Origin of the sequence: Bradyrhizobium sp., from assembly GCF_016213215.1 — a bacterium.
GTDB lineage: Bacteria > Pseudomonadota > Alphaproteobacteria > Rhizobiales > Xanthobacteraceae > Bradyrhizobium.
In genome coordinates this window covers 1-25,015 of the sequence record NZ_JACRAW010000077.1, presented here as the reverse complement: position 1 = coordinate 25,015, position 25,015 = coordinate 1, and the positions used below count along the sequence as shown (strand labels likewise).

At 61.4% G+C, this 25,015-nt stretch carries 25 protein-coding genes and 1 pseudogene; 6 read left to right on the top strand and 20 right to left on the bottom strand.

The genetic code is table 11. From position 1 onward, the window contains the following. Window positions 1–76: 76 nt before the first annotated feature. The 13 genes and pseudogenes from HY852_RS13165 to dsrO form a co-directional block, all read right to left on the bottom strand. A complete protein-coding gene (locus HY852_RS13165; RefSeq protein WP_291605145.1) occupies window positions 77–1,273 on the bottom strand; it encodes a hypothetical protein in 1,197 nt (398 codons plus the stop codon). A gap of 80 nt (window positions 1,274–1,353) precedes the next feature. Beyond that, window positions 1,354–1,674: a helix-turn-helix transcriptional regulator gene (locus HY852_RS13160; protein WP_291605144.1), complete on the bottom strand. Its 321-nt coding sequence runs from the start codon at window positions 1,672–1,674 to the stop codon at window positions 1,354–1,356. 174 nt (window positions 1,675–1,848) lie between these two features. After that, window positions 1,849–3,816: a methyl-accepting chemotaxis protein gene (locus tag HY852_RS13155; RefSeq protein WP_291605143.1), complete on the bottom strand. Its 1,968-nt coding sequence runs from the start codon at window positions 3,814–3,816 to the stop codon at window positions 1,849–1,851. A 178-nt stretch (window positions 3,817–3,994) separates the two neighbouring features. Next, window positions 3,995–5,266 carry a gephyrin-like molybdotransferase Glp gene (glp, locus tag HY852_RS13150; RefSeq protein ID WP_291605142.1) on the bottom strand — a complete coding sequence of 424 codons (1,272 nt, stop codon included), beginning with the start codon at window positions 5,264–5,266 and terminating at the stop codon, window positions 3,995–3,997. Between the two features lie 11 nt (window positions 5,267–5,277). Next, window positions 5,278–5,955, bottom strand: coding sequence for a 4Fe-4S dicluster domain-containing protein (locus tag HY852_RS13145; RefSeq protein ID WP_291605141.1), 678 nt, complete (start codon window positions 5,953–5,955; stop codon window positions 5,278–5,280). A 243-nt stretch (window positions 5,956–6,198) separates the two neighbouring features. Continuing rightward, window positions 6,199–6,375 (bottom strand): annotated as a pseudogene (locus HY852_RS27915) (hypothetical protein); the annotation flags it as partial. Window positions 6,376–6,377: 2 nt separating this feature from the next. Further along, the gene (locus tag HY852_RS13140) at window positions 6,378–6,683 is read right to left on the bottom strand and encodes a hypothetical protein (protein WP_291605140.1); all 306 of its coding nucleotides are present in this window, start codon (window positions 6,681–6,683) and stop codon (window positions 6,378–6,380) included. A 122-nt stretch (window positions 6,684–6,805) separates the two neighbouring features. Then, window positions 6,806–7,504, bottom strand: coding sequence for a hypothetical protein (locus tag HY852_RS13135; RefSeq protein WP_291605139.1), 699 nt, complete (start codon window positions 7,502–7,504; stop codon window positions 6,806–6,808). After that, window positions 7,501–7,953 carry a DUF309 domain-containing protein gene (locus HY852_RS13130; protein ID WP_291605138.1) on the bottom strand — a complete coding sequence of 151 codons (453 nt, stop codon included), beginning with the start codon at window positions 7,951–7,953 and terminating at the stop codon, window positions 7,501–7,503. The genes HY852_RS13135 and HY852_RS13130 overlap by 4 nt, the downstream gene beginning before the upstream one ends. Further along, window positions 7,950–8,762 carry a molecular chaperone gene (locus HY852_RS13125; protein ID WP_291605304.1) on the bottom strand — a complete coding sequence of 271 codons (813 nt, stop codon included), beginning with the start codon at window positions 8,760–8,762 and terminating at the stop codon, window positions 7,950–7,952. Before HY852_RS13125 ends, HY852_RS13130 begins: the two co-directional genes overlap by 4 nt. A 30-nt stretch (window positions 8,763–8,792) precedes the next feature. Continuing rightward, window positions 8,793–11,438: a molybdopterin-dependent oxidoreductase gene (locus tag HY852_RS13120; protein ID WP_291605137.1), complete on the bottom strand. Its 2,646-nt coding sequence runs from the start codon at window positions 11,436–11,438 to the stop codon at window positions 8,793–8,795. A 12-nt stretch (window positions 11,439–11,450) separates the two neighbouring features. Next, a complete protein-coding gene (gene nrfD, locus HY852_RS13115) occupies window positions 11,451–12,302 on the bottom strand; it encodes an NrfD/PsrC family molybdoenzyme membrane anchor subunit (RefSeq protein WP_291605136.1) in 852 nt (283 codons plus the stop codon). A gap of 13 nt (window positions 12,303–12,315) precedes the next feature. Continuing rightward, complete coding sequence (gene dsrO / locus HY852_RS13110) at window positions 12,316–13,017, bottom strand: sulfate reduction electron transfer complex DsrMKJOP subunit DsrO (protein ID WP_291605135.1); 702 nt, start codon at window positions 13,015–13,017, stop codon at window positions 12,316–12,318. Window positions 13,018–13,316: 299 nt separating this feature from the next. On the opposite strand from dsrO, the gene HY852_RS13105 reads away from it, so the two are divergent. The 6 genes from HY852_RS13105 (at window position 13,317) to HY852_RS13080 (ending at window position 20,514) form a co-directional block, all read left to right on the top strand. Further along, window positions 13,317–14,162, top strand: a complete 846-nt coding sequence (locus HY852_RS13105; RefSeq protein WP_291605134.1) for a PhnD/SsuA/transferrin family substrate-binding protein — start codon at window positions 13,317–13,319, stop codon at window positions 14,160–14,162. A 3-nt stretch (window positions 14,163–14,165) separates the two neighbouring features. After that, window positions 14,166–15,614 carry a HAMP domain-containing sensor histidine kinase gene (locus HY852_RS13100; RefSeq protein WP_291605133.1) on the top strand — a complete coding sequence of 483 codons (1,449 nt, stop codon included), beginning with the start codon at window positions 14,166–14,168 and terminating at the stop codon, window positions 15,612–15,614. Continuing rightward, window positions 15,611–16,990: a sigma-54 dependent transcriptional regulator gene (locus tag HY852_RS13095; RefSeq protein ID WP_291605132.1), complete on the top strand. Its 1,380-nt coding sequence runs from the start codon at window positions 15,611–15,613 to the stop codon at window positions 16,988–16,990. Before HY852_RS13100 ends, HY852_RS13095 begins: the two co-directional genes overlap by 4 nt. A 24-nt stretch (window positions 16,991–17,014) precedes the next feature. Then, window positions 17,015–17,623, top strand: coding sequence for a DUF2478 domain-containing protein (locus HY852_RS13090; protein ID WP_291605131.1), 609 nt, complete (start codon window positions 17,015–17,017; stop codon window positions 17,621–17,623). Window positions 17,624–18,804: 1,181 nt separating this feature from the next. Further along, window positions 18,805–19,518, top strand: a complete 714-nt coding sequence (locus tag HY852_RS13085; protein WP_291605130.1) for a hypothetical protein — start codon at window positions 18,805–18,807, stop codon at window positions 19,516–19,518. Window positions 19,519–19,800: 282 nt separating this feature from the next. Further along, complete coding sequence (locus tag HY852_RS13080) at window positions 19,801–20,514, top strand: hypothetical protein (protein ID WP_291605129.1); 714 nt, start codon at window positions 19,801–19,803, stop codon at window positions 20,512–20,514. A gap of 120 nt (window positions 20,515–20,634) precedes the next feature. Here the strand turns inward: HY852_RS13080 and HY852_RS13075 are convergent, their stop codons facing one another. The 7 genes from HY852_RS13075 to guaA form a co-directional block, all read right to left on the bottom strand. Beyond that, complete coding sequence (locus HY852_RS13075) at window positions 20,635–21,309, bottom strand: hypothetical protein (RefSeq protein WP_291605128.1); 675 nt, start codon at window positions 21,307–21,309, stop codon at window positions 20,635–20,637. Window positions 21,310–21,712: 403 nt separating this feature from the next. Beyond that, complete coding sequence (locus tag HY852_RS13070) at window positions 21,713–22,753, bottom strand: CHAT domain-containing protein (RefSeq protein WP_291605127.1); 1,041 nt, start codon at window positions 22,751–22,753, stop codon at window positions 21,713–21,715. Window positions 22,754–22,757: 4 nt separating this feature from the next. Continuing rightward, a complete protein-coding gene (locus HY852_RS13065; protein ID WP_291605126.1) occupies window positions 22,758–22,937 on the bottom strand; it encodes a helix-turn-helix domain-containing protein in 180 nt (59 codons plus the stop codon). Next, window positions 22,934–23,143 carry a hypothetical protein gene (locus HY852_RS13060; RefSeq protein WP_291605125.1) on the bottom strand — a complete coding sequence of 70 codons (210 nt, stop codon included), beginning with the start codon at window positions 23,141–23,143 and terminating at the stop codon, window positions 22,934–22,936. Before HY852_RS13060 ends, HY852_RS13065 begins: the two co-directional genes overlap by 4 nt. 5 nt (window positions 23,144–23,148) lie before the next feature. Beyond that, the gene (locus HY852_RS13055; RefSeq protein WP_291605124.1) at window positions 23,149–23,358 is read right to left on the bottom strand and encodes a hypothetical protein; all 210 of its coding nucleotides are present in this window, start codon (window positions 23,356–23,358) and stop codon (window positions 23,149–23,151) included. A 2-nt stretch (window positions 23,359–23,360) separates the two neighbouring features. Then, window positions 23,361–23,678 (bottom strand): helix-turn-helix domain-containing protein, encoded by a 318-nt coding sequence (locus HY852_RS13050; protein ID WP_291605123.1) that lies wholly within the window; start codon window positions 23,676–23,678, stop codon window positions 23,361–23,363. A gap of 426 nt (window positions 23,679–24,104) precedes the next feature. Continuing rightward, the coding region (guaA, locus tag HY852_RS13045) for a glutamine-hydrolyzing GMP synthase (RefSeq protein ID WP_291605122.1) at window positions 24,105–25,015 on the bottom strand (911 nt) is incomplete at its 5' end.

Here is a 25,015-nt window from a genome sequence, read left to right as displayed (position 1 = left end):
TTGCAAGCATAATCGCCGGTTGGTGACGACTCATCCCGAAAGCCGATCCGTCGGCTTAGAAGTGGGCGCTCCCAATTTAGATCAGTCCCGCCGCCTGCATCCCACAAATTGTCAGCAGAGCAGCGCAACCTTGCAGCGCGGAGCCTACGGTCAGCACCCGCATGGCCGAGGATTCGGTTTGGCCGGCAAAGACGTCCTGCCGAACTTGCCAGTACAGGCTGTCGTTCGGGGTGATCGAAACGAAGGCGCCGGCGCACATGGCCAGGGTCGCGGCTTCCGGCGACACGTGCAACGCCGGCAGAATGGCTGCGACGATCCCGCTGGTCCCGGCGAAGGTCGCCATCGACGAGCCCTTGGCCACCTTGAAGGTCGCGGTGAAGAGGAACAACGCAGGCAGGACAAGACCCGTCGAGACCAGGAAATGGGCATACCGGTCCACGGGCAGGACCTCGACGAGCATAGCCCCCAACGCACTGGCTGCACCGATAGTCAGCAACAGCGGCGCTGCACGTCGCATGCCGCTCTCCAGGGCTTCGGCCCGGTCAGCGTGCGATAGCGGCAGCAAGGACACGATTGCACCCAACAGCAGAGCGCCCTTGGGGCACAGCAGGAATGCGGGGAGCGCGGGCAATTCCATTCGGCTGTTAAGGAAGAAACCCAGAGCCAGTAGTCCCATGATCGTAGCGAGCGGCGCAATGACCCGGCCACTGAGCCCTCCGCCGCTCGATGCCGAGTCATGATGCACTCCTGCCTCGAAGCGCCAGGCAAAAAGCAATCCCGCGAACCAAGCAACAAAGAAGACCGGTACGGCGGCGACAGCAAGCCGCATATCAAAACCACCGAGTCCGGTTCCCACGATCGCGGGACCCGCCGGGACCAACAGCTTGAAGCCTGCATAAGCGCCAAACAGCATCGACAGCTTTCGCACGCCGGCCACGGGGGAGAGAGCGGCATAGGCAGTATCCGGACATGCCATTCCCGCGCCGGCCAAGGGAGCGAGCAGGACGATGGTCCGCTCCGATCCGGCTCGGGCCCCCGAGCGCGACAGAGATGCCGCCAGCGTGAAAGCAGGGATCAGGATCAGCGCATATTCCGCCAATGCGGCGCCGAAGCCGACGTCAAGCGCATGCAGCAGGGGTTTTCCGCTCAGGCCGATGCCGATTCCGATCGCCAGCGCCGTGAGCAGCATCAGCAGAGGAAGGGGAATTGATAGCAGTGCGCCGTTGACAACCGCCGGCCGTATCTCCTGCTGCTTGACTGCGGCATCGCTCATGATCGTTCTCCTCACTTGCCCGGCTTCATTTCAAATTGCGCCATATCACCAGTAATATGGTTTTGTTCGGCCAAAAAAACTCATGCCACGCTTCGCTGCCGTGCGCCCGTCCGGGCGATGCCTGAGCAGCATTCCTTCTTCAGAAAGGCGATTGCGTCGTTGATTCTGTCGAGACGAGGCCGGCACAATACAACCCGGCCCTGCTTTTCCTGGTCGACCAACTCGGCCTCAACCAGGCCGCGCAGGTGGAAGGCCAGGGTCGACAACGGGATATCCAAGTGCCTTTGGATGTCGCCGATCGGCAATCCTTCAGGACCTGACTTTATCAGAAGCCGCAGAATGTCCAGCCGCGTCCGGTTCCCTAACTCGGCAAAAACCTTTGCTGCTGCGTCGATCTGCATAGAGCTACATATAGGTCCAGCCGCCGGCAGACGCAACTACTTTATTAGTTATATAAGGGCCTCCCCCGGAGAGATCGCAGAACACCGAAACATCGAACGGTGGATATCGTTATGAAGCTACCCGGCACTTGCGAGCGGCAGATTGCCTCAGTTGCAGGATTTTGCAGCAGTTTGCTACGCGGCGCGGACGGTGGCCAACAGGCCTTCTACCGCAGACCTCAGCCGTTCGCTCTCGCTCGTCAGCGAGCGGGCAGCTTCGAGCACCTGAGTTGACGCCGATCCGGTTTCAACGGCTCCAGCATTCACCTTCGCGATGTTTGAAGCGACCTCGGCGGTGCCTCTTGCGGCCTGCTCGACGTTGCTGGCGATGCCACCGGTCATTTCGTTCTGAGCCTGAACAGCCGCGGAGATCTCTTCAGCAATCGCTGAAATCTGGCCAATCGTAGCACTGACGTCCTTGATGGCAGCAACCGATTCAGTGGTGGCGGTCTGCATGCCTTGTATGTGAGAGTCGATCTCCTCGGTCGCCTTCGCCGTCTGAGCGGCGAGCGCTTTCACCTCCTGGGCTACGATCGCAAAGCCCCTGCCCGCGTCTCCAGCGCGCGCAGCCTCGATCGTGGCATTCAACGCCAACAGGTTCGTCTGCGCCGCAATCGAGGTGATCAGTTGCACCACGTCTCCGATGCGGGACGCGGCACGACTCAAGTCCGCGATTCGCTCGTCGGCCTTCCCCGCTCGCGAAACGGCTTCGTCCGATATCTGACGCGACCGGGCTACGTGCTCCGCGACTTTCTGGACCGTGGCAGCCATCTCCGTCGCTGATTGCGCGACGGAAGAAACGCTGGCGGACGCCTCCTCGGACGAAGCGGCAACACCCGTCGACAAACGGTGGGTACCCTCGGCCGTTGCCGTCAGTTTGCTTGCTGCCGACTCCAGCACCGAGGCATTTGAAGAGACGGTATGGATAATGCCGCCCAAGGTCTCTTCGAAATCGTTGGCGATCTTGTGCACATGATTTCTCTGTTCAAGCGCCAGTTGCTCGTCCAGCTGACGCTGCTTCTCCTGCTCGGCTTTGGCTTTCTCGGCGGCGACAATCTTGAAATCTTCGACCGCTTTGGCGATATCGCCAACCTCGTCGCGTCGCCCCAGTCCGGGAAGAGCGACGTCCAGTTTGCCGGCAGCGAGCTCACGCATGGCTGCAGCCAGGTGCAGGAGCTGACGCGTCGCCACATGCGCTCCGAAGAACGCGAGCGGCAGGATGACCACCAGCGCGAGCGCACATTTCAAGAGCAGGGATCGTGCAAAGGCCCATTTCGCCGCTTCGATGTCAGAGAGCCCTGACAGGAAGGCAATGGTCATTCCCTCGCCGACGTCGCTTGGCACATAGACCAGACGCCCGCCGAATGGCTTCTCTTGGACCAAGACATCAAGCGTCGCCGAACTCCCGGCAGAAGCTCCTTTGATCGCCTCGGGCGGAACGCTCACCTCCACATCTTTGCCAAAGGTCGATGCGGCGGCCTTCCCTCGGGTGATGAACACGACCTCAAGCCCCGTGCGGCTCTTCAGCTCATTCGCGGACGCCTGGTTGAAATATGAACCTACCTTGAGGGTCCCAACGACCTTGTTGCCGGCAAGAACCGGCTTGACGCTGTCCTCCGCGGGCTCTCCGGTTGTAGGCGACACGGTCAAGCCCCGAATGGCCTTTCCGCCCAGCGCACCACGAACCTGCGGGTGGTTGGACTTATCGTCGCCACGCTTCGACGGGTTGTGTCCGCGTTGAACGACCACCCCCTTCGAGTCGGTCACTTCCAGGGTCGTGATGAGCTTATCGGCTTCGTGAATGGCCTTGAATTCGCGGACCGCAAAGGTCTCCAGGCCAGCCTTGTCGGATTGCTGCAGCGCGAGCGCCAGCTCCGGACTGCGAGCGAGGATGTCCGCGTAGACGTTCATCCGGTTGCCAACACCGGAAAGAGTTTCGAGGCCGACGCTTGCTCCCGCAGCAACTGCTTCGGCATGGCCTTGTTCGAGTGTCCGGCTCATCGCCTCAAATGACAGCACACCGGCTGCAACTACACCTGCGGCGAACATGACGGTGGCGGCGATCCCCGCCTGCACCTTCAGGGATCGGAACATCGAGCTCATGCAAATCCTAGACGTTTCCTGGGAATGAAAGTGAGAACAAGCTTCGCATCGATGTCTTAAAAAGCATTCAATCTCCAGTTGCGACGCATTCACAAGAAGCTGATCAGCGGTATCGAAATCCGCCACCCGTCCCCGTTACGATGGACATCGCCCAGAGCTGAACCGCACACAGGTTCATTCAGAGAGAGAAAGCTGGATCGAAAGTGTAGAGATCCAGCGTGTCGCCGCTGCGTACCGCGCTCAATTCGCCTGGGATACGTGCCAAGCCATCTGCATCGATCAGGGATGATAGCCGCGCCGACCCGGCACGCTGGCGTCTTTCGACCAGAAGCCGCCCTTCCCGGTCGCGCCCGGCAACGACCACGGGCACGAATTCGTCCCGCCCCGGCCTTCGCTGCTCCGCGAACGCAGCAACCGCGCGCGTTGCACGAGGAGCCTCCGGCCGCAGCCCCATTCGACGGACGATGATCGGCTGGGCAAACCAGAGGAAGGTGACCAGGGCCGACACCGGATTGCCCGGCAGGCCGACCAAGCTCGCCGTCCCGAGACGCCCGATCGAGATCGGTTTTCCCGGTTTGATGCTGGCATTGAGCGGCGCAATTTCACCGCCTGCGGCGAACACAGCGGTGCGGATGTGATCCTCCTCGCCGACCGAAACGCCGCCGCTGGAGATCACGATATCAAAATCCCGGGCCGCAGCCTCGAACGCTTTTGCGATCGAGGCGGGATCGTCCGGAATGCGGCCGAGGTCGACCAGCTCGACGGCAGGCCTCTCGAGCAGCGACAACAGCATCGCGCGATTGCTGTCGTGGATCTCGCCAGGCCGGAGCTGCTGGTCCGGTTCACGCAACTCATCGCCAGTGGATAGTACAGCGACCCGCACGCGCCTGCGCACGTTGATGCTCGGCACCCCTGCCGCCGCCAGAATGGCAACGTGTCGTGCATCGATCAGAGTATTGGCGGGAACAATCAAGGCGCCTGCCGGCACGTCGTCTCCGGAGACGCGAATATGCTGACCCGCCTCGGGCCGCCTGGGCACTGTTACCGAGCCGCAGTGCTGCTCACAATGCTCCTGCATGACGACCGCATCGAAGCCCGGAGGGATCGGAGCGCCGGTAAATATGCGCACGGCCGCCGGCTGCTCGCCGATCGACACGCCCAGGGCCGGTCCTGCCGGCTGTCGTGCCACGACCGGCAACGCGATCGATCCATCACTGAAATCGCCTGTGCGGACCGCATAGCCGTCCATGGCCGATTGATCGAACGGCGGCAGGGCGTGGCCGGCGGCGATTCCGGACGTGTTGACCCGGCCGCGCGCCGCGCGGAGTCCGACAACCTCCTCGCCGGTAACGGGATTTACGCCCTGCAGTGCGCGCGATCTTGCCGCTTCAACTGAAATGAACTCCGCCCGGTCGGAACAGCACGATTTCGGCAAATCAAGCAGGGTCACCGCCAACCTCCTCACCCGAACATGGCCGCGAAGTCGTCATCATCGCCCTGACAGATGGGACAAAGCTCCAGCGGTTCGGCGGAGATGAAGAAACGATCGCAGTGCGTACACCGCTGTTTGCCGAGCGTATGAAGCGGCACGGCATTGGATGGCTCGCGCAACTCACTCATGGTCTCGGCGAGACGCAGCACCTTCGGCTGGCAGGCCTCGACACACAGGCCGCAAGCCACACAGCGCGAGAATTGAAAGTTGAGCGACCACGATACTCCGGTCTCGGCTACCTCCATTGCGCCGGTCGGACAAGCCCGCGCACAGATTTCGCAGGCGTTGCAGCCGTCCTTCACCATTTCGATCCGGCCGAAGGGTAATGCCGGGTGCCGCGGCAACGTAGGAGCCTCGGCTTGAGCCGCATCGAAAAGCCGCTGCAGCAAGGAGCGGCTTGTGCTTGCAATGGGACGGGCAAAACGCACGGCTTTCAATGGGACGGGATCTTGCTCCATTTGAGAGGAAGCAAGGGCGATCGCTTCGGCCGGCCGGGCGAGGAAGCGCCGGAAAAGATGGCGGCGCGATGCATCATGCCCGTCGTCCGCTGGGCGCGCCGGATCAGGCTCCAGAACCGTGATCGCGGCCCAGCGTTCGTTGCCGACCGCAGCACGGAGGACGTCCACGCCATCGAGATTCCGCGCCATCATCGGAGCTCCCTGCTCGCCATGCGGACAGCTAACGCAGTGATGAGCGCCGGCCAGGGACACCGACGTTCCACTTGCCGAAAGCGCCGCGAGCATCGTGGCATCCAAGGCGCCGAGGCAAGGCACGGTCTCGTCGCCATTCGCCTGCGAAGGCGCGCAGGCGAATGTCACCTGTTTGACCGCAAGCGCGCGCTTCAATATGTCGATGCGCGGCAGGTTGCCCGCGCTTAAGGCCTCGGTTGGACACGCGGCGGTGCACAGTGCGCAATTGCGGCAATCGGCCTCGTTGATGCTGATGCCCTCGTCCGACGGCGTGATGGCCCCATATTGGCAGGCGTCGGCGCAGGCCCGGCAGCTGCTGTAACGGAAGCGGTAGCGCGCGCAGGACCTTTGGCGGAACTCTGGTTGGGCGTGTGGCAAGGCTATTTGAACTCCTGCAACGGTTTGCCTTGTTCGCAGGTGTTCGACGGGATCGTGAAGCCCCTTGGCATCGTGGTCCCTTCAGCATTCCCGGACAGCTGTTGCCAGGTGGCAAATCCTCCCTTCACCGCGAAGATCCGTCCCGGATTGGAGGCCGCTAGCGCCCGGGCAATCTCGAGCGCACGCTGATCGGTATCCGCAATGATGATGGCGAAGCTCGAGGCCGAGACGACCATCCCCTCGCGGTGAGCCACGGCGAACGAAATCGGGTTCTGCTTGCGCGGACCCTCGCTGCGCGCGTCGATCACGCAGCAGGGTTGGCTGCTCTTCAGAGCCTCTGCCAACTGAGTGCCGTCAAGCAGAAGTGCCAGACCAGCTGTTGCTATGCCTGGCGACATCAACGCCACAGCGAACGCAAATAGCCATCTGATCATGCGGCAGCTGTTTCTCCAGGTATCGTGATTACGTCAATCAGTTCCGCGATAATAGCCTGATCACAAGCCGGCAGGACAAGATTGCGCACGTGACCATATTGCAGCCAAGGCCGCATGTCAGCTTTTGCATCCGCTCGTGGTGTCAGCCAGAAGCGCTCCCCGAGTACCTCGGTGATCTCCGCACAGATATCGAGATCGGCGTCCCCGGTCAGGTCGGCGCCGACCAGTACGATGGCAGCGCCGCGCTCCTGCATCTGCTGGCTCCACCACAGTGCGTCCGTGCCGCTACCTGCACCGTTGCTCGTAAGTACTTCCCAGGCGGGCTTTGCCCGGGACGGTGCGAGACAGCGGAAATCGGCATTGGACTCGACATCGAGCGCCCAGCTGACCATCATCCGCTGGACCGGGAGCCAAACGCCGACTTTCGCTTCGCCCAGCTCTTTCGCAAGCGGCGCGACGATGCTGCTGTCCTTGAGCGCGGCATCACCGAGGATCACGCGGGCTGCGTTTCGGCGCGCCAACTCGCGGGCGCGCGCCGCTCCGCCCTGCGGCATCACCACGGAGACATTCGAAAGATCTTCGGGCAGCCCGTCGGCGTCAAAAATGAACACGGGCTCGGCAAACGGTGCCTCATCGACTCGAGCCCAGCGTTGGACATGCAGTACGGGAGTTGCTTCGGCGATGCCCGTGGTCATGATCCGGGGCTCGTATAGCTCAGTCGGTTGAACGTGAATGGGCGCATCGGGCAATCGTCTTCCGGCGCAAGCCCCTCGAGCAATGGCCGGAGAGTGGAAAGCGTTGCGATCACCGGCGCTACGTCCAGTCCGCGATAAAGAGGCAGATAGCCTGGCAGCATGGAGAGCGCATCGTCAGCGACCAGGGCCGCCCCGTCCTGCTTCTGGTTCTGGGTGAAATGGAAGGCGAGCGCCGCAAACGCGAGTGCCTGCAGGAAGCGGGCATCCTTGTCCGCGTGCCCGCCCGGGCGGGTCTGGATCAGGTGATTCCAGCGCAGGCCCAGCCAGTCATGAACCGCCCTGAAATCGCCCGCGTCCCAGAAGTCCGCCAGTTCCGCCCAGGCGAAGGGGTCGCAGGCCCGAACCTCGGGCGGCATCGAGCCGCATTGACCGGCGAGCACCGTAGTCATGCGACCGCGCTATCTGAGTCCGGGCCTCTGCAGCCGCCACAAACGGGCTCATCGGGATTGAATTCGAGCGGGATATCGGCTTTAGGCACCACCTCCCTGCCACCATCGACGTCATCCACGTGGACGCCGATCAGTTCCAGTTCGGCCTCGGCAAAGGTGCCGAGCAAAGCGGCGATCTCGCGATAGAAGGAATGGACGGTCACGCGCTCAAGAAGGCGCGCATAGCCGCGCACCCAGAGGCCGAGATGAAGCGCCCAGAAGCGCTTGATCTCCTTTTCGAGGTGCTTTGCCGAGTCCAGGTCGTCCGCCTTGCGAGCGGCCGCCAAGCGATCCAGCAGCGCAGCCACGAAGGACAGCTCAACTCCGAGCTGATCCTCGAACAGAGTGAAACGTCCCTGCCGCACCTTGAAGCCGGCCTGCGCGTAGGCTGCGCGCACTTGTTCAAACGCAGTCTGTTGCAACCGGCCGCTCAGTCGTGCCGATTCGATTGGCGGACACCCGCCGGGAGACGTGAACAGGGCCGCATATTCGCAGGCAAGCTCGGAAACCAGCGTATCGACATCAGTATCCGTGACGTCAGGATCGAAACGGACACCCAGATCATGGAGCTCGGCTTGCACTTCTTTGGAGCGCAAGGCGATGAGGTAATCGCGGCCGGGCTCCTCTATGAAGGCCCCGGCCAGCAATCGATAGTACCCGGCGCGCGCGCGCAATTGGTCGGGCGATTGCCCGGTCTGTGCCAGCTCCGCAGCATGAACATTCATGGCAAGATCCTTTCCAAGGACACCCGGCCATGCCCGGGGAGACATGGCCGGCAAGTGCGCAGAACTTCGGCGGGTTTAGTGCCCGCCCTCCTTCTTCTTGACGCTGCCGGGGCCCTTCCAGGACGACATTTCGGGGTGCATCTCGCGATGCTTGTCGCCGGTGTAGGCGTAGCGCATCGTCTCCTTGAACGCGTCGACGTGCTTGTCCCAGTAGCCGACACTGTCACCGTATTTGTCGCTGGGCCCGGCCTTCTTGACCTGCACCACCGTGTCGTACCAGCCTTGCGAGCCGCCGATCGGGTCGGCGACCACCGGAATGATGTTGTTGGGGTGAACGCCCTTGTCATCCCACCAGACGTTCTTCAGGTCGGGATCGTCATTTGCGCCCCAAGAGCCGGCTTTCTCGCTGCGTAACTTGGCGCGGGCGCCCGATGCCAGGCGTCCATAGGCCCAGTGACCGAAGGCGGTGGGGATCGCCACCACTCGCGGATGGATGCCCTCGAACACGTAGGCCTTTGTGACGAGGTACCCGACCTTGCTCTCGACCCGGACCAGATCGCCGGTTTTCACGCCGAGTTTTCGACCTGTCGCCGAGTTGATCCACACCGGATTGGAATGCATGATCTCGGCCAGCCACTTCACGGCCGCGGTGCGCGACTGCTTGTGGACGTTGATCTTGTAGGTCGTGAGGATCAGCTCGTCGTCCTTCATCTCCTTGTGCCAGGGGATCTGCTTGAAGGTCGGCATCGGGTTGAAGCCGAAGTCGGCCCATTCGTCGACCCGCACATTGACCAGACGATTGCCGGTTGGAAACCCGACATAGTTCTTTCCGTTGCGCTGAACTCCGATCGCCTTGCCGTTCTTGGTGATGATGCCCTTGGCATCGACCGCGGCGCCCGTCATGTCCTCGGAACTCAGTTGCTTCTTGTGCAGGCCGAACTCCGGTTGAATCGGGCGGCCGGTCTTGTCCACGACCTGCCCGCTCTTCGGGTCGAGCTTGCCGTAGATCGGATATACGCCGTGCTTCTTGAGGAACTCGAGTCCGCCTGCTTCCTTGAGCCCGGGAACGTTGTCGAAGTGATGGCGCATATACTCTTCGCCATCCTTGAACTCCCAGTACTTCTTCATCCCTCGGCTGCCGTCCTTGTCGAGGGCATGAATGATGTCGCGCAAGATGATGCGGTTTTCACGCGACTCGCCAAGCGGCTTGATCACCGGCTGGCGAATGCCGAGCCACGGCCACAGCGAGTTGGGCATGGATTCGGGCTCCCAGCGCTCGAGATAAGGGCAGTCCGGGAGAATGATATCGGCGAGCGCCGTCTCTTCGCCCATGAACGGGCTCATCGATACCAGGAACGGGATCAGCTTCTCGTCGCGGAACAGCTTGCCCCACACCGCATCGGATCCGGGGTTGGTGTAGACGGGATTGTCCTGATACGTGAAGTAGACGTTGATCTTCTGCTTGCCCTCGGCGATCCAGAACGGAACGAGGTGGCTGACCTTGTGCGCCGCCAGCGGATACTCGTCCGGGTGTGCCAGATAAGAGGGCTTTGCCGGCTTCGGCGGCGCCGGCTGCGGCTGCGGCCAGCTCATCCCGCGCGGCAGGCAATAGCCGCCCCGCACCTCGATGTTGCCGGTCATGATCGGCAGCATCATGCAGGCTTTCTCGTTGTATGAGCCGTAAAGGTGTTTGGCGGGACCCCGATAGGTGTAGGTGGTTGCCGGCTTGGTCTGAGCAAACTCCCTGGCAATGCGCTCGATCGTGGCGACCGGCACGCCCGAGAGTTTCGAGGCCCATTCCGGCGTGTATTGCTTGTAGTGGTTCTTCAGCTCAGCGACCGTCACGTTGGTCCAGGTCTCGATGAAGTCACTGTCCTGGAGATCTTCACGCAGGATGACATGGCCGATTGCCAAGGCAACCGCACCATCGGTGCCGGGGAATACCGGTATCCATTCATCCGAGCGGCCCGCCGTGTTTGACAGGCGCACATCGAAGGTCACCAGCTTCGCCTTGTTGTCGGCCATGCCCTCGGTGAGGCGCTGCGAATACGGGTTGTGGAAGTACGCGGCCTCCATGATGTTGGAGCCGAAATTGAGGATGTACTTGGTGTTTGCAAAATCCGGCGTCTCGATATCCGGCCCCCAGGTCGGCTCCATGCCGACCTTCTTGGAAGACTCGCACACCGACGTGTGATTGACGACTGTTGCCGAGCCCAGCGTCTGCATGAAGCGATCGATGGCGCCGCCGGAGCGGTTTCGACCGTATTTCAGCATGATGCTGTTGGGATCTTCCTGAAGCGCGGCATCGAGCTTTTTGGCAATCTCCGCAAGCGCTTCGTCCCAAGTAATGCGTTTCCACTTGCCCTCGCCGCGCTTGCCCGCGCGCTTGAGCGGATACAGGATCCGGTCGGGATCGTACGAATACCACATCCCGGCATTGCCCTTGGCGCAGAGGCGCCCGCGCGTCGAGACGTGTTCCGGATTGCCTTCAAGTTTTACGACGCGCCCGTTTTCGACAAACGCGAGTGCGCCGTCCTGGATGTTGCAGACGTGGCAGGTGATCGGGATCGCCTTGCGCTCGGCCTTGGTCACGGGACCGAAGTCCTTGCCGCCGACCTCCACCTCCATGGCTTCCAAGACAGTTGGGGCGGCTGCCGCGGCTGCGGTGGTCGCCGCGCCGACTTTAAGGAAACCGCGCCGCGATAGATCGATTGTCTTCATGATGCGTTCTCCTTAGAAGTAGGTCTGAACAAGCTGGCCGCCGATGAGGATCGAGTAACGCAGCGCCATTCCGCCGATAAGCAGCAGAACCGAAGCTGCCATCGTGCCGGTTGCATTCCGGCCTAGTACGAGGAGAAGCGCGATGGGCGCGGCCAACCCAACTGCGATGCCAAGGCCAAGGAAGATGAGGCCGAGCATACCGCTCGTCATGAGCATGAAGGTGAGCTCCTGGCCGACGCCGCCGTAAGCCGTCGTTCCCAGGAGGGAGACCAGCATGACGGCTACCGCACCCGCAGACCACAATATGATTGCGCGCAGAACGCCTTGAAGACGCTCTTCACCTAGCGCGAGGAACGTCGCCACCGCCGCGCCCGAGACAATCGACATGGCCACGAACAGCACCGGCATGAGCGGGGTATTCCAGACAGGGCGGTTCTGGTGAACCGTCAGGTCGAAGCCGGTGTAAACAGGCAAGCCGAGAGCCAGGAGCGACCCGATTATGCCGAGCACTTTCGCGTGAGGACTTTGCGTCGACATCGCGAGGTAATAGAGGACAGAGACCAGCCCGAACGAGACGAGGTTCAACCCGCCCCACGCCAACGGCGAGGCGAAATTGAGATAGAACGGATTGAGGATGTTTATGAACCGCATTGGCTGCGACAGGTCGCCAATGAGAAGCAGCCCGCCAATCACCAGCAGAACAAAGGACGCATAGAACGCCCGGTGCCGGAGAGACAGGAACGCGTCGTTGAACCAGGACAACGCGGAGAAGAAGAACAGCGCCGCCGAGATACCGATCACGAAGAAGTAGATCGCATAAGTCGGTTCCCACGGCATGTGGTGGAAGATATTGAAATCGGCCATGGTGCCCTCCCCTTTAACCGGCGTCTGTAAAGTTCTTGCGGTCTTCCTCGAGCACCTCCGGGGTGTCGTAGACCGCGCGGCCATGCTCGGTGAGATTGCGGTCGGCGCCGATGTAGAACACGTTCGGCTTCGTGCCTTCCTCCGGGCGCAACACTTGTACGGGCTGGGTCGCCACCAACTGCGCTACTTCGCTGTTGGGGTCATTGAGGTCGCCGAAGATGCGGGCGCGTCCGATGCAGGTCTGAACACAGGCCGGGGCAAGGCCCTCCGTTACGCGATGGTAACAGAACGTGCATTTGTCGACGACGTTTGTCACCTCGGTGTAGGTGCGGTTGTCTGGCAACATGAAGCGGGCGTTGTAGGGGCATGACGCCATGCATGCCTTGCAGCCGATGCAGCGCTCATAGCGTTGCAACACGAAGCCGCCGTCCTCCTCCTTGTAGGTCGCGCCCACCGGGCAGGCGCGCACGCAAGGCGGGTCGTCGCAGTGATTGCACAAACGCGGCAGGAAGTGCTTCTTCACGTTCGGATAGGTGCCTGTTACGCGGTACGGCACCCAGGTCCGGAACACGCCGACGGGCACGTCAAACTCGGCTTTGCAGGCGACCATGCAGGCGTCGCAGCCGATGCAGCGGCGCAAATCGATGACCATGGCGTAGCGCTTCTTGCCCTGCACGCCTCTGGTCTCGCTCGAAGAGGTCAGTTTCTCGGTCATGCCAACGTTCCCTCCCTAGCCGCTAAGGGCGGCACAATTTTTTCAGCGCCACGCACGGGTGGCTGGAAACGCGATCGCAAGGATCGTGCCATCGGCTTAATGTTGTTTCGATTCAATGAGGGAGCTGAGAAGACGAGCGATGAGGCCGTTACTGTTCGGTAACAAACATCTCGGCTCACGAGCGCCGGCCGTAGCGACGCGGTAACACCGGGTCGCACCGGATATTGATCTAAATCAAAGAGTGGAGGAGCGGCCGTCGCGTTATACTCCCCGGGAACGGAATTCGGGGAGAGAGACGTTTGCGGAGCAGCATCAGGCTTGCGCTCATATTGTGCTGCGCGTTTTTCTGCGCTGCCGTTTCACGTGCGGACCAGACGCCGATCCGTATCGGCCTTACCCCTGTCTTCCTCGACGACCAGACAGCCTTCGTCAATTCCTGGCGCAATTATCTAACCAGCAAGCTCCATCGCCCTGTGGAGTTCGTCCAACGCGCCACCTACCGCGAGATCACAGACCTGTTGCGCACCGGGAAACTCGAATTTGCCTGGGTGTGCGGCTATCCCTACGTGCGCAACAAGGACGCGATGACGTTGTTGGCCGTGCCCGTCTATCGGGGAAAGCCGACTTACCGCTCCTATCTCATCGTTCCCGCGACCGACCACCAGACGGCCTCTATCGCCGATCTCCGAGGCAAGGTGTTTGCGTTTTCGGATCGTGACTCGAACTCCGGCTATCTGGTGCCGGTCCACGAGCTGCTCAGCCTGCATCAGAAGCCAAACGGGTTTTTCGCCAAGACGTTCTTCACCTGGTCACACCGCAATGTGGTGCAGGCGGTGGCCGATGGTCTGGCTCAGGGCGGGGCCGTCGACGGCTACATCTGGGACGTCCTCGCCCAGATACATCCCGCGCTGACCCAGCAGACACGTATCGTTCGCGCATCGAGTGAACACGGCTTCCCTCCGTTTGTGGCAGCCAAGACGGTTGCGCCGGAAGACTTCAAGATGATGCGCGACACCCTGATCGCCATGCCGGCGGATGAGGAAGGAGCGCGTCTGATCGCTCAGCTTCGGTTGGATGGATTCACGGCAGCCGACGAGCAGCTCTTTGACAGCATCGCCGTCATGCGCGCCGCTGCGGAGGATTGAGCTGTGATTCGCAATCTCAGCTTCCGCTACAAGATCCCGCTTCGCGCCAGCATTTTGATTGCATTCACCGCCGCCGTGGTGACGGCAGCCGTCATGTACCGCGTCTACGAGAACCTGAAGAACGACCTGCTCGCCGATGCTTCCAGCATGGGTCGCGTTCTGGCGCGTCCCTTGGCAACGGCCATCCTCCATGACGATGTCTGGCGCGCCTATGAGATCATCAATTCGCCGACGCGGGCGACGGGCGAAGGCCGAGGCAGCCAGCCGCAGGTCATGATGGTGCTCGATGCACGGCAAAAGGTGTATGTTTCGACCCAGCCGAAGCAATATCCGATGCTCTCGGACCTTGCTGCTGACGATCCGGCCGCGGGCCCCCTGCGACAGGCAATCGACGCCATGGTCGCCCCGGAATTCACAGTGATCACGCTGCCCAGCACCGACCGTTTCTATATCCTGACGCCGATCATGTCGGACGAGGTCAGGCTTGCGACACTGGTGATGGGCTATTCGAGATCCATGTTCGTGCCGCGCTTCTTTGACATGGCGAGCAGCGCCGTGGTGATGACCCTGCTGGCGCTCGCGCTGCTTCTGCCAGTGACCTGGTACTGGGCCTGGCGCATGGCGATCCCGCTCACCAGGCTCGCCGAGGCCATGGGGCGCGTCGGCCCTACGCTGCCCGATCTCGCCGACTGCAGGCTGTATGTCTCGCGTGATGAAATCGGCCAGGTGGGGACGGCATTTGCGCGCATGCTCGGCCAGCTCAAGGAGAAGGAAGCGCTCGAAGCTCAGATGCTGCATTCGGAGCGGTTGGCGGCCGTGGGGCGCCTGGCGGCAGGTATTGCTCACGAGATCAACAACCCGCTCGGTGGCATGCTGAACGCCATAAGCACGTTCAAGAAGCACGGCAATGACGACCCGCAGACGATGAAAACCTTGTCGCTGATCGAGCGCGGCCTGGTCCAGATCAAGGACATCATTGCGGCCCTGCTCGTTGAAGCACGGCTGCAAAGCCATCCCCTTTCGGTGCAGGACATCGAGGATACCTGCACGCTTGTGCTGTCGGATGCTCACCGCAAGTCGGCGGAGCTCGTCTGGGAAAACGACATCATGGACGCGCTCCCCCTGCCTTCGACCCTCGTGCGGCAAATCCTCATCAATCTGCTCCTCAATGCCATTGCCGCGGTCGAGACCCAGGGGCGGGTACGCTGTCATATCTACCGGGACAGCACCAATATGATCATGCGCGTGGAAAACGGCGGCCAGCACATTCCGCCGGAGCGGATGAACTATCTGTTCGAGCCGTTTTCATCCTCACGGGAGGGCGGCACCGGCCTCGGGCTGTGGGTGATCTACCAGATCACGCAGCAGATGAAGGGAGAGATCGCGGTGCAGAGCCAACCGGGCTTGACCTGCTTTGTCGTGACGCTCCCGATCGTGGAGGCTTCGCCATGACGGCCGCACAATCGCGCCTCTGCCTGGTGGAAGACGACGAGATCATGGGCGACTCGCTGTGCGATCGCTTTCAACTGGAAGGCTTCGCCTGCGATTGGCACAAGAGCGCGCGCAGCGCGCTCGCCAGCATCGAGAAGGAACGATATGACGCCGTAATCAGCGATATCCGTCTGCCGGACCTCACCGGCGACGAGATGTTCACCCGGCTCCAGGCAACGCGCACCCAGCTGCCGCCCTTCATCTTCATTACTGGATTCGGAACCATCGATGCAGCCGTGCGACTGCTGAAACAGGGCGCGGCCGATTTCATCACAAAGCCGTTCGATCTCGAGGCCCTCGTCGAGAAGATCAGGCAACAGGCCGCACTGCCGCGATCGGCGCTGTCCTGCGAGGAGCCCGGCGCCGCGCTCGGCGTGTCGCCCCCGATGCGCCGGATCGCCGCAATGCTGCCGCGGCTTGCGCGGCACGCCACCACCATTCTCATCACCGGGGAGTCGGGGGTCGGCAAGGAGAAGGTCGCCCTGGAGCTGCACCGCAACGCGACAGCAGGCAGCGCGGAACAACCTTTTGTCGCCGTCAATTGCGGTGCGATTACCGAGACGCTGCTGGAGTCCGAGCTGTTCGGCTATGAAAAGGGCGCCTTCACCGGTGCCGTACGCACCCGGAAGGGCGTTTTCGAACAGGCCAACGGCGGCACCCTCTTCCTTGACGAAATCGGCGAGATGCCGCTCGCCATGCAGGTGAAGCTGCTGCGGGCCATCCAGGAGCGCGCGATCGTCCGGGTCGGCGGCGAGAGGCAGATCCCCGTCGATCTGCGCCTGGTCTGCGCCACCAACCGCGATCTCAGGCAGATGGTGGAGGCCGGAGGATTCCGGGAAGATCTGTTTTATCGAATCAACGTCATCCAGCTCAAGATCCCGCCCTTGCGCGAGCGCAGGGACGACATTCTCTGGCTGGCTGCGCTGTTTCTCGACGATTACGCCAGCACCCACGGCGATGTGCGCAAGAGGCTGCACCCTGCCGCAGAGACGGCGCTGCTCGACTATCCCTGGCCGGGGAATGTGCGCGAGCTGAAGCACGCAATCGAACGTGCCAGCATTCTCACCACCGGGCACGTGTTGTCCGCAGAGGCGCTGTTTCAGGAGGGCATCATCGCGCCAAGCGCGGCACCGGAAACAGATCTCAGCCAGTATCTGCAGGCTTGCGAGCGCCGGTACATCGTCAACGCGCTGAACGGCCACAACTGGCACATGGGCCAGACGGCGTCGGCACTGGGCATCAGCCGGAAGAATCTCTGGGAAAAGCTCAAGAAGCTGGGGATTCAGGCCGAACTGCGCGAGACGTCCGGCGGCAACGGCAATGGACGAGTGCCATGACTTGCAGGCCATGGGGAGGCGACGATGACGGCAGACGCTGAAACGAAGAACACGCGCGCGATCCTGGCCGTGGTTTACACGGACGGGATCGCGGCCGACCGCTTCCTCGCTGATCTTGGCTACGGGCTTCGCGACATGGGGGTCCACGTCGCCGGCCTGGTGCAGCATAACCAGTTCCTCCGGGACCGCGCAAAGTGCGACATGGATATCGAGGAGCTTGCCTCTGGCGACATCCTGCGGATTTCCGAGTACCGGGGAAACAGCGCGCGAGGATGTCGGCTCGACCGCTCGGCCCTGTCCGATGCCCTCGGCTTGCTCAAGAGAGCTCTTGCCGAGGAGCCGGCAGTTCTTGTCCTGAACAAATTCGGAAAGGTCGAGGCGGAAGGCGGCGGAGTCCGCGACACCATTGCCGAAGCAGCCGAGCTCGGGATTGCCGTCGTGGTAGGCGTGCCGGCACGAAATCTCGATCAGTGGCGGAATTTCGCCGGCGACCTCGCCGATGAATCCGAATTGGACCAGGTCCGGGTCAAACGATGGCTCGTGACGCGCAATATCATCCAGGCCTGTGATATGAGCGGCGCGACGATTTCGGAGATACCCGTTCACGCCGATGGAACGGAAAGTCCGGAGTAACTGCGGTACCGTCCGTCTCGGGGCTGCGCGCACCCTCCCCGCTATTTCTGCTCGCGATGTTCCCTCCCTCATCATCCGCATCGTCGTTGCGAGCGAAGCGAAGCAATCCAGGCTGTCTCGACGGCGATCGTCTGGATTGCCTCGTCGCTGCACTCCTCGCAACGACGACGCTGCCACTTCCGTCATCCTGAGGCGCTCGCGAATGCGAGCCTCGAAGGATGAACGGCCCAGTGTGGCCGTCGTGCTTCGAGACGGCCGCTGCGCGGCCTCCTCAGCATGACGGTGAAAGAGTGATGTTCGCGGCTCTCTCGGCTTCGTCATTGCGAGGAGCGCAAGCGACGAAGCAATCCAGGCTGTCGCAGCGGAGGCAGTCTGGATTGCTTCGCTTCGCTCGCAAAGACGAGTCAAGCAACAACGCATATCCAAACTGTGGATACGACTCCGCCTTCCCGCGGCATGTTTTGCCCGAGTTGTGCTGTACTTCCACACCCTCTTCACACCGAGGGCGCAGGGAAGGCCGGGTGCCGGCTGACACCCGCGGTCCGTGCGCAAACGCGCACGGGTTGGACCACAGGGCAGCCGAGACATCCCGGCCTTCCCTGCGCGATGGTTTTACGGCTTATGTCGTGGTCGCCCCGGTGAGACGAGCTCTATTGCCACCGTCGCCCGCAGATTGGATGCACTTCGCATCCGGTTGGATGCAAACCGCCTCCGCGGACTTGGCGCCAGCTTCGGGCGTCAGGCCACACGATTTTGCCGTACGCGGACATCCCTGCCTCACCTTCCGACGGCTGGCGTGCGCTCGCCATCGAACCGAAACAAGAACGCTCTTCATCGTCGTTCGTCCGCGCGCCGCCTGATCGCTCACCAGCCTTGAAGGCCAGCCCTGCGACTGCCCGCGCGCCCGACGCTGCCGCGTCCACCGCATCCCAAACCCGCGTTTCGCGACGACGTACGACCGCCCCTCGTGCCGGGTGAGACGGGAGGCATATACGCCGATTCCGAATTTCGGGAAAGCCAAATATTTTTGCTGCGAGAGTTTGACCAACATCTTGCGTGCTTTGCCCGTCGGGTGCAGCAATCAGTTGGTCCGACGGGCTTGCTCGAACCGGATCGGGCCAGTGGCCGACCAAGGATCGGGCCGATGCACATCGAGAATGGCCGGTCGCTGGAAAACGGTAATGACCATCAAGCTCGCCTTGTTGTTTCTCGCCCGCCTGATCCTGTTCGTCGCCGCAGTGGCCGCGGGCGCGTGGCTCGGCCAGCGCGCCGGCGAACAACTCGTCTACTCCATCGCATGGCTGACGGACCGGGACATCGCCGAACTCAAGGACATGCTGATCTGGGGCGCGATCACCGGGCTGTTCGTCGGGGCGTTGACGGGCGCTTGGTCGGCCCTGCTTCTAATGGGCGCCGGCAAGCTGGTTCAACGGGGCGCGCTGGTCTTGCTTGCGGCGACTGCATTCGGCGGCGGCGCGCTCATGACGGCCTATTTCGACTGGCCCAGGAGTTCCGGCACGCCGGTCGTGCGATATCAACTGCGGCTGCCGCCAGGCATCACGGTGTCCGATCAAGGCAATGCCGACGTGGACCTGACCGTATGGGACAGCCGGATCGGTCACGGCTGTTACATCGGCAGCATCCGACGCGTCGGCGACCGCTACGAGATCGCGGGCGAGTTCGTCCTGCACAAGACCGATCCGCACCAGACCATGTCCCTGCGGCTCAACAGCGCGACGGAAGGTTTCTGGCAGCTGCCGATCACGCCCGATGCCGCGCTGGAGAAGGAATTCGGACCGTGGCAGCGCATCGAGTTCATCGCGCCGCCGCGCCAGGTCTCACCGCTGCCGCCGGGCAACTACGAGATCCGATACCGGGTGCGGAAGTACATGTGAAACGGGGCGGCGCGGGCGTAAGCGAGGCAGCCGTAGGGTGGGTTGGCCGCAGGGCGTAACCCGCCGGGTCCGCGCAAAGCGCGGCCCGATGACAGGCTCGGGCGTAACCCACACGGCTTGCGGCAAAAGCGGTGAGTCACGCTCCGCTAATCTAACCCACCCTACGATCTAATGGACTGCCGTCCAGATATCGGACGAGCTTGCTCGAACCGGATCGGGCAAGTAGCCGACCAAGCATCGGGCCGATGCACATCGAGAATGGCCGGTCGCTGGAAAACGGTAATGACCATCAACCCAACCTTGTTGTTTCTGACCCGTTTGATCCTGTTCGTCGCCGCGGTCGTTGCGGGCGCGTGGCTCGGCCAGGGCGCCGGCGAACAACTCGTCTACTCCATCGCATCGCTGACGGACCGGGACATCGCCGAACTCAAGGACATGCTGATCTGGGGCACGATATCCGGGCTGTTCGTCGGGGCGTTGACGGGCGCCTGGTCGGCCTTGCGCCTGATCGGCGCCGGCAAGCTGGTTCAGCGGGGCGCGCTGGTCTTGCTTGCGGCGACTGCATTCGGCGGCGCCGGGCTCATGATCGCTTCCTTCGACTGGCCCAAGAGTTCCGGCATTCCGTCCGTGCAATATGAGCTGCGTCTGCCGCCAGGCATCACGGCATCCGATCAAGGCGATCTCGACGTCGACCTGACCATATGGGACAGCCGGAGCGGTCACGGCTGTTACATCGAGAGCATTCGCCTTGTCGGCGACCGCTACGAGATCGCGGGCGCCTTCCTCCTGCACAAGACCGATCCGCACCAGACCATGTCCCTGCGGCTCAACAACGCGACGGAAGGTTACTGGCAGCTGCCCATCAAGCCCGATGCCGCGCTGGAGAAGGAATTCGGACCGTGGCAACGCATCGAGTTCATCGCGCCGCCGCGCCAGGTATCACCATTGCCGCCGGGCGACTACGAGATCCGATACCGGGTGCGGAAGTACATGTGACCGGGCGGCAAGGATGCAAGCAACACAGTCGTAGGGTGGGTTAGCCGCAGGCGTAACCCACCGCGTCGCCTGCCATCCGGCGAGAGTGGTGGGATACGCTCCGCTAACCCACCCTACGGGCTAATCAGCTTGTTTCGAATGAGAAATGACATCGGCGATTGAATGAGCCCCTGGCGCATAAAGTGCCATGCCCCAACCAGATGCGGAAACGATCACGGCGGTGAGCGCGAAGGGCAAAGCTGTACGCCGCAGTGCAGTTTCCAGCCAATGCCGCGTTTCGAGACCGCGAAGCCTGCGATAGAGACTCGCGGAAAGCACACCATCAACCAAGAGTTCGGCGAAGAGTGCTGGGGCCGAATAGATCATGAAGAGGGACGAGAAAAACATAGTGGCGACGAGAACCAAGACGACGAGCGGAATAGCAAACTCCTCAGCTTCAGCAGCCGTACCAAGAGCATCACCGACGGGACTGCTCGAATCGCCAATTACGGAGACGTGCTCGGATGATGCATCGAACGAGCCACTGGCTCCTCCGCCCCCAAACTCGCCGCCCTTGCCACTGAAACAAGTGCCAGAGCTACCTGAGCCAGATGATGGTGAGTCCGACAAATCTGGAAGGTCAGCGTAGTCCTTCGCTCTTGTTCTTAGCCAAAGCCACAGCAGACCTAGGAACAGAAGGTACGCGACACCGAATGCGGCGAGGTACCTAAGCCAAATTTCGACGATACCAGCGTGAAGAAGAATGTATGAAGCGATAAAGCCTGATGCGCCCGTGAGCGTGACGAGCAGCAACATCTGGAGCCGTGGAAAACCGTCTCGCTCAAGCTCGCCACGAACTCTCTGAATCTCATGGTGGCGATGACTTGGTATCTCATCGCGACTTCGCATAGACTCGGGTCTCGATCTCAGCACATAAGCCAAAGTTCTGGATTGGCATGTGAACTCTGGACTGTCTGACGGTCAAGAAAATGGCGCCTCAATGCACCGTCCAATTACCGTCGCCAGTGCGGATAAGACTGGCGAGAAGGCATACCCGAGATGACACGGTAAGTACGTAGGGTGGGTTAGCCGCAGGCGTAACCCACCGCGCTACCTGCTATGCGGCGAAGTGGTGGGTTACGCTCCGCTAACCCACCCTAAGGGTCCTGTCACCGCAATTCCTACGAGCCGAAAACTTACCTGATGTGCCGAAATTCACTTAAGCCAGGATGAGTTTCTTCGGATTGAATCCTTTGGCAGTAATGAGAACAGGTGTTGCGGCTTCGCTGATTGATACGGATTCAACGGCGACGCAGCCCTGCTCGAAAGCGAACTGTAGGGGCTGACCGCTGGCGATCCCGCCGTAGAACTTTATGGCAAACGCCACCGCGGCAAGGTCGCTGATCTCGTCTTGCATGACAATGATGGCCTTCGCCGTCTGGAGAAGAGCAGTACGGGCGCCAACACTTTCACAGGCGTTAAGAACCACGACGTCGGGCGGCTTATCCGTGGCGCTAAGCGCTTTGCCCAGAATGTCGAAACTCAGGACTTGCCTCTTGATCCGTTTAATACCCCCGTCATCGACGGCGATGCCGTCCGCGCTGCCATGGCCCGAAAAGTGTACGATACGAGGCCGGTGATCGTTCAGACCGCGGATAAGCGTGTCGAGATTGGCGGCCGGCAATTGGTGAAGCGTAACATTGTCTCGGAACAGTGAACGACGGATCTCCTCTGCAACCTTGGTGACTTCGGCGTCGACCCGGAGCGCATATCGCCGGATCGGATTGGCCATCAAGTAGAGCACGTCGAGATGTTTTCGCTTCTTAAGGGCCGATGGCGTGACCAACTGACGCACAATCACCGTCTTCCCGTTTAACGCCGGAGAGCGTTTGGTCGCCATCTTCGCGGCCAATTTTGGATTGTTCGCGATCTTGACGATGTCGTCGCGGTTGGCGCGTACGTATTCGTCCTTCAGATAGACGTAATGGCTTCCGTCGTCCGCGTAACCTTCGTTGGCAATACGTGCGACCAGGTGCTTCTTATAGAGATATTCGATTTCGTTTTGGGCCTGCTGGGCGTCCGTGGGCTTTATTTCCGCAACTGTCATGAGTTGCTTGCGGGAACGAGGCCGTGAGCCGCGGCCGTAGATGACGTCGAATAACCTGCGCCGCAGCTTGGCTTGTCCAAGGCTCTTGCCGAGGCGCTGGTTGTTCTCCTCATAGTTTCCTGTCGGGTCAACGACCGCCTGTCTGCCCCTCATAGTCCTAGCTCTTCTTCGGTGTTACCTTCGGGACCATGCGGCTGATGGTAGGCTGACTCACGCCAAGCACCTGCGCGAGCTGACCCTGCGAGTAGCCTTTTTCGAGAAGTTCAAGCATTTTCAGCTTCCGCAACATTTCAAGTTCCTTCAAAATGGCCGTCGCCTGCTCGTCGGTGATTGTCATTCGCGCACCTCCATGCGGCGGTTAGCGATTCTCGCAATCTCCTTTGCGAAACCTTTGGGCAGCATGCGGCTGAGCGTTGGTTCACTGACGCCAAGCGCGGCGGCAATATGTTTCTGCTGGCAGCCGGTTGCTAGTGCCTGAAGGATAAGAAGCATTTTGACGGAATGGATCTCTTCAGTAAGCGAGTTTTCATCTTTGCGCTCCATCGCCTTCATTTCCCCTTCACCGATTTGCGTCCTTTGGAGAGCGTCACATTGACGTGGTTCGCCGTCGTGCCGACGATCTCGGCGATAAGGCTGGGCCGAAGGCCCGCCTGCGCCAAGAACTGAATTTTGTCCTTGCTTGACTCCATCGAACTTGTCAGCGCAGCAGCTTGCAATTTGATGAGAATGTCGAGTTTTGCCCCGATCTCGTCAGCCATGGTCAGCTCGCCTTTTTCGGGGTTTTTCCACTCGGCTTAACGAGTGGATAGAGGTGGAGCGGAAACTCCTCGGCGCCGACCCGAACAATGATGCCAGCCTCAACCCATTTCGTCACGAGGCGGCTGAAATTGCCCGCATCAAGCTTTAGCTTTTTTCGAATATCCGATTGCGCCCTCTCGCCGTTGCACATGTTGTACGCGGCCAACTGCTTGTCGCTGCCCGCCGTCGGCGCCACGATCTTATACAGAGCTTCCGGTGGGAAGGCGGTACGCCCAACGGTTGCCAGAATGGCTTTCAGCAGCGCATCTGTCGTATTCACTCAACCCTCCAATGAATAAATTGGATCGAATTTAGTAGCTGATTCAGGATTTTTCAAGGACGGCTATTCACAGCCCATCGTGGGTAAGATACTTTAGGTTGAGTACCTAGATAAGCCGCTGATAATTCGAAACATTTATCGGCGCAAATTCTGATCATTAGTTCTTCATGCGAATAGGTTGATCGAGAGCGATCTCGCGCAGTCCGGTGTTGCGGTACCACGATAAAGAAGAACGATCCCCGTTTCTCGATTCAGGGCACAACCCCGGCCGCGCCACCTGTAGCGATAGACCGGCTACCATGGTTCTCCATGGTTCGGTGCCGGAGAGAGAAATCTCCAAGCTTGGTGTCTGGCGGCAACGAACGCCGGAGCCTCATGGGACTAATGGGGGATCTGCGCGGAACTACGATTTCGCCGCCGGTTCTCCTACTCCCACTCAATCGTCCCCGGCGGCTTGCTCGTCACGTCATACACCACCCGGTTCACACCCTTCACCTCGTTGATGATGCGGGTCGCGGTGGCGCCGAGGAAGCTCATGTCGAACTGGTAGAAATCCGCGGTCATGCCGTCGGTCGAGGTCACCGCGCGCAGGCCGACCACGTAGTCGTAGGTGCGGCCGTCGCCCATCACGCCCACGGTTTTCACCGGCAGCAGCACGGCGAAGGCCTGCCAGATCTCGTCGTAGAGACCCGCTTTGCGGATCTGGTCGATGTAGACGGCGTCCGCCTTGCGCAGGATTTCCAGTTTCTCGCGCGTGATGTCGCCGGGGCAGCGGATGGCAAGGCCGGGGCCCGGAAACGGATGCCGGCCGACGAAGATTTCGGGCAGGCCGAGTTCGCGGCCGAGCGCGCGGACCTCGTCCTTGAACAGTTCGCGCAAGGGCTCGACCAGCTTCATGTTCATTCGCTCAGGGAGGCCGCCGACATTGTGATGCGACTTGATCGTGACCGACGGGCCGCCGGTGAACGACACGCTCTCGATCACGTCGGGATAGAGCGTGCCCTGCGCGAGGAAATCGGCGCCGCCTATTTTCTTCGCCTCGGCATCGAACACGTCGATGAAGAGGCGGCCGATGGTCTTGCGCTTGGCTTCCGGGTCGGTGACGCCGTGGAGTTCGCTTAAGAATTGCTTCGACGCGTCAACGTGAACGAGCGGGATGTTGTAGTGATGCCGGAACAGGTCGACGACGGTCTCGGCCTCGTTGAGGCGAAGCAGGCCGTGGTCGACGAAGACGCAGGTGAGCTGGTCGCCGACCGCCTTGTAGACGAGGAGCGCGGCGACCGCCGAGTCGACGCCGCCCGAGAGCGCGCAGAGCACGCGCTCCCGGCCGACCTGCG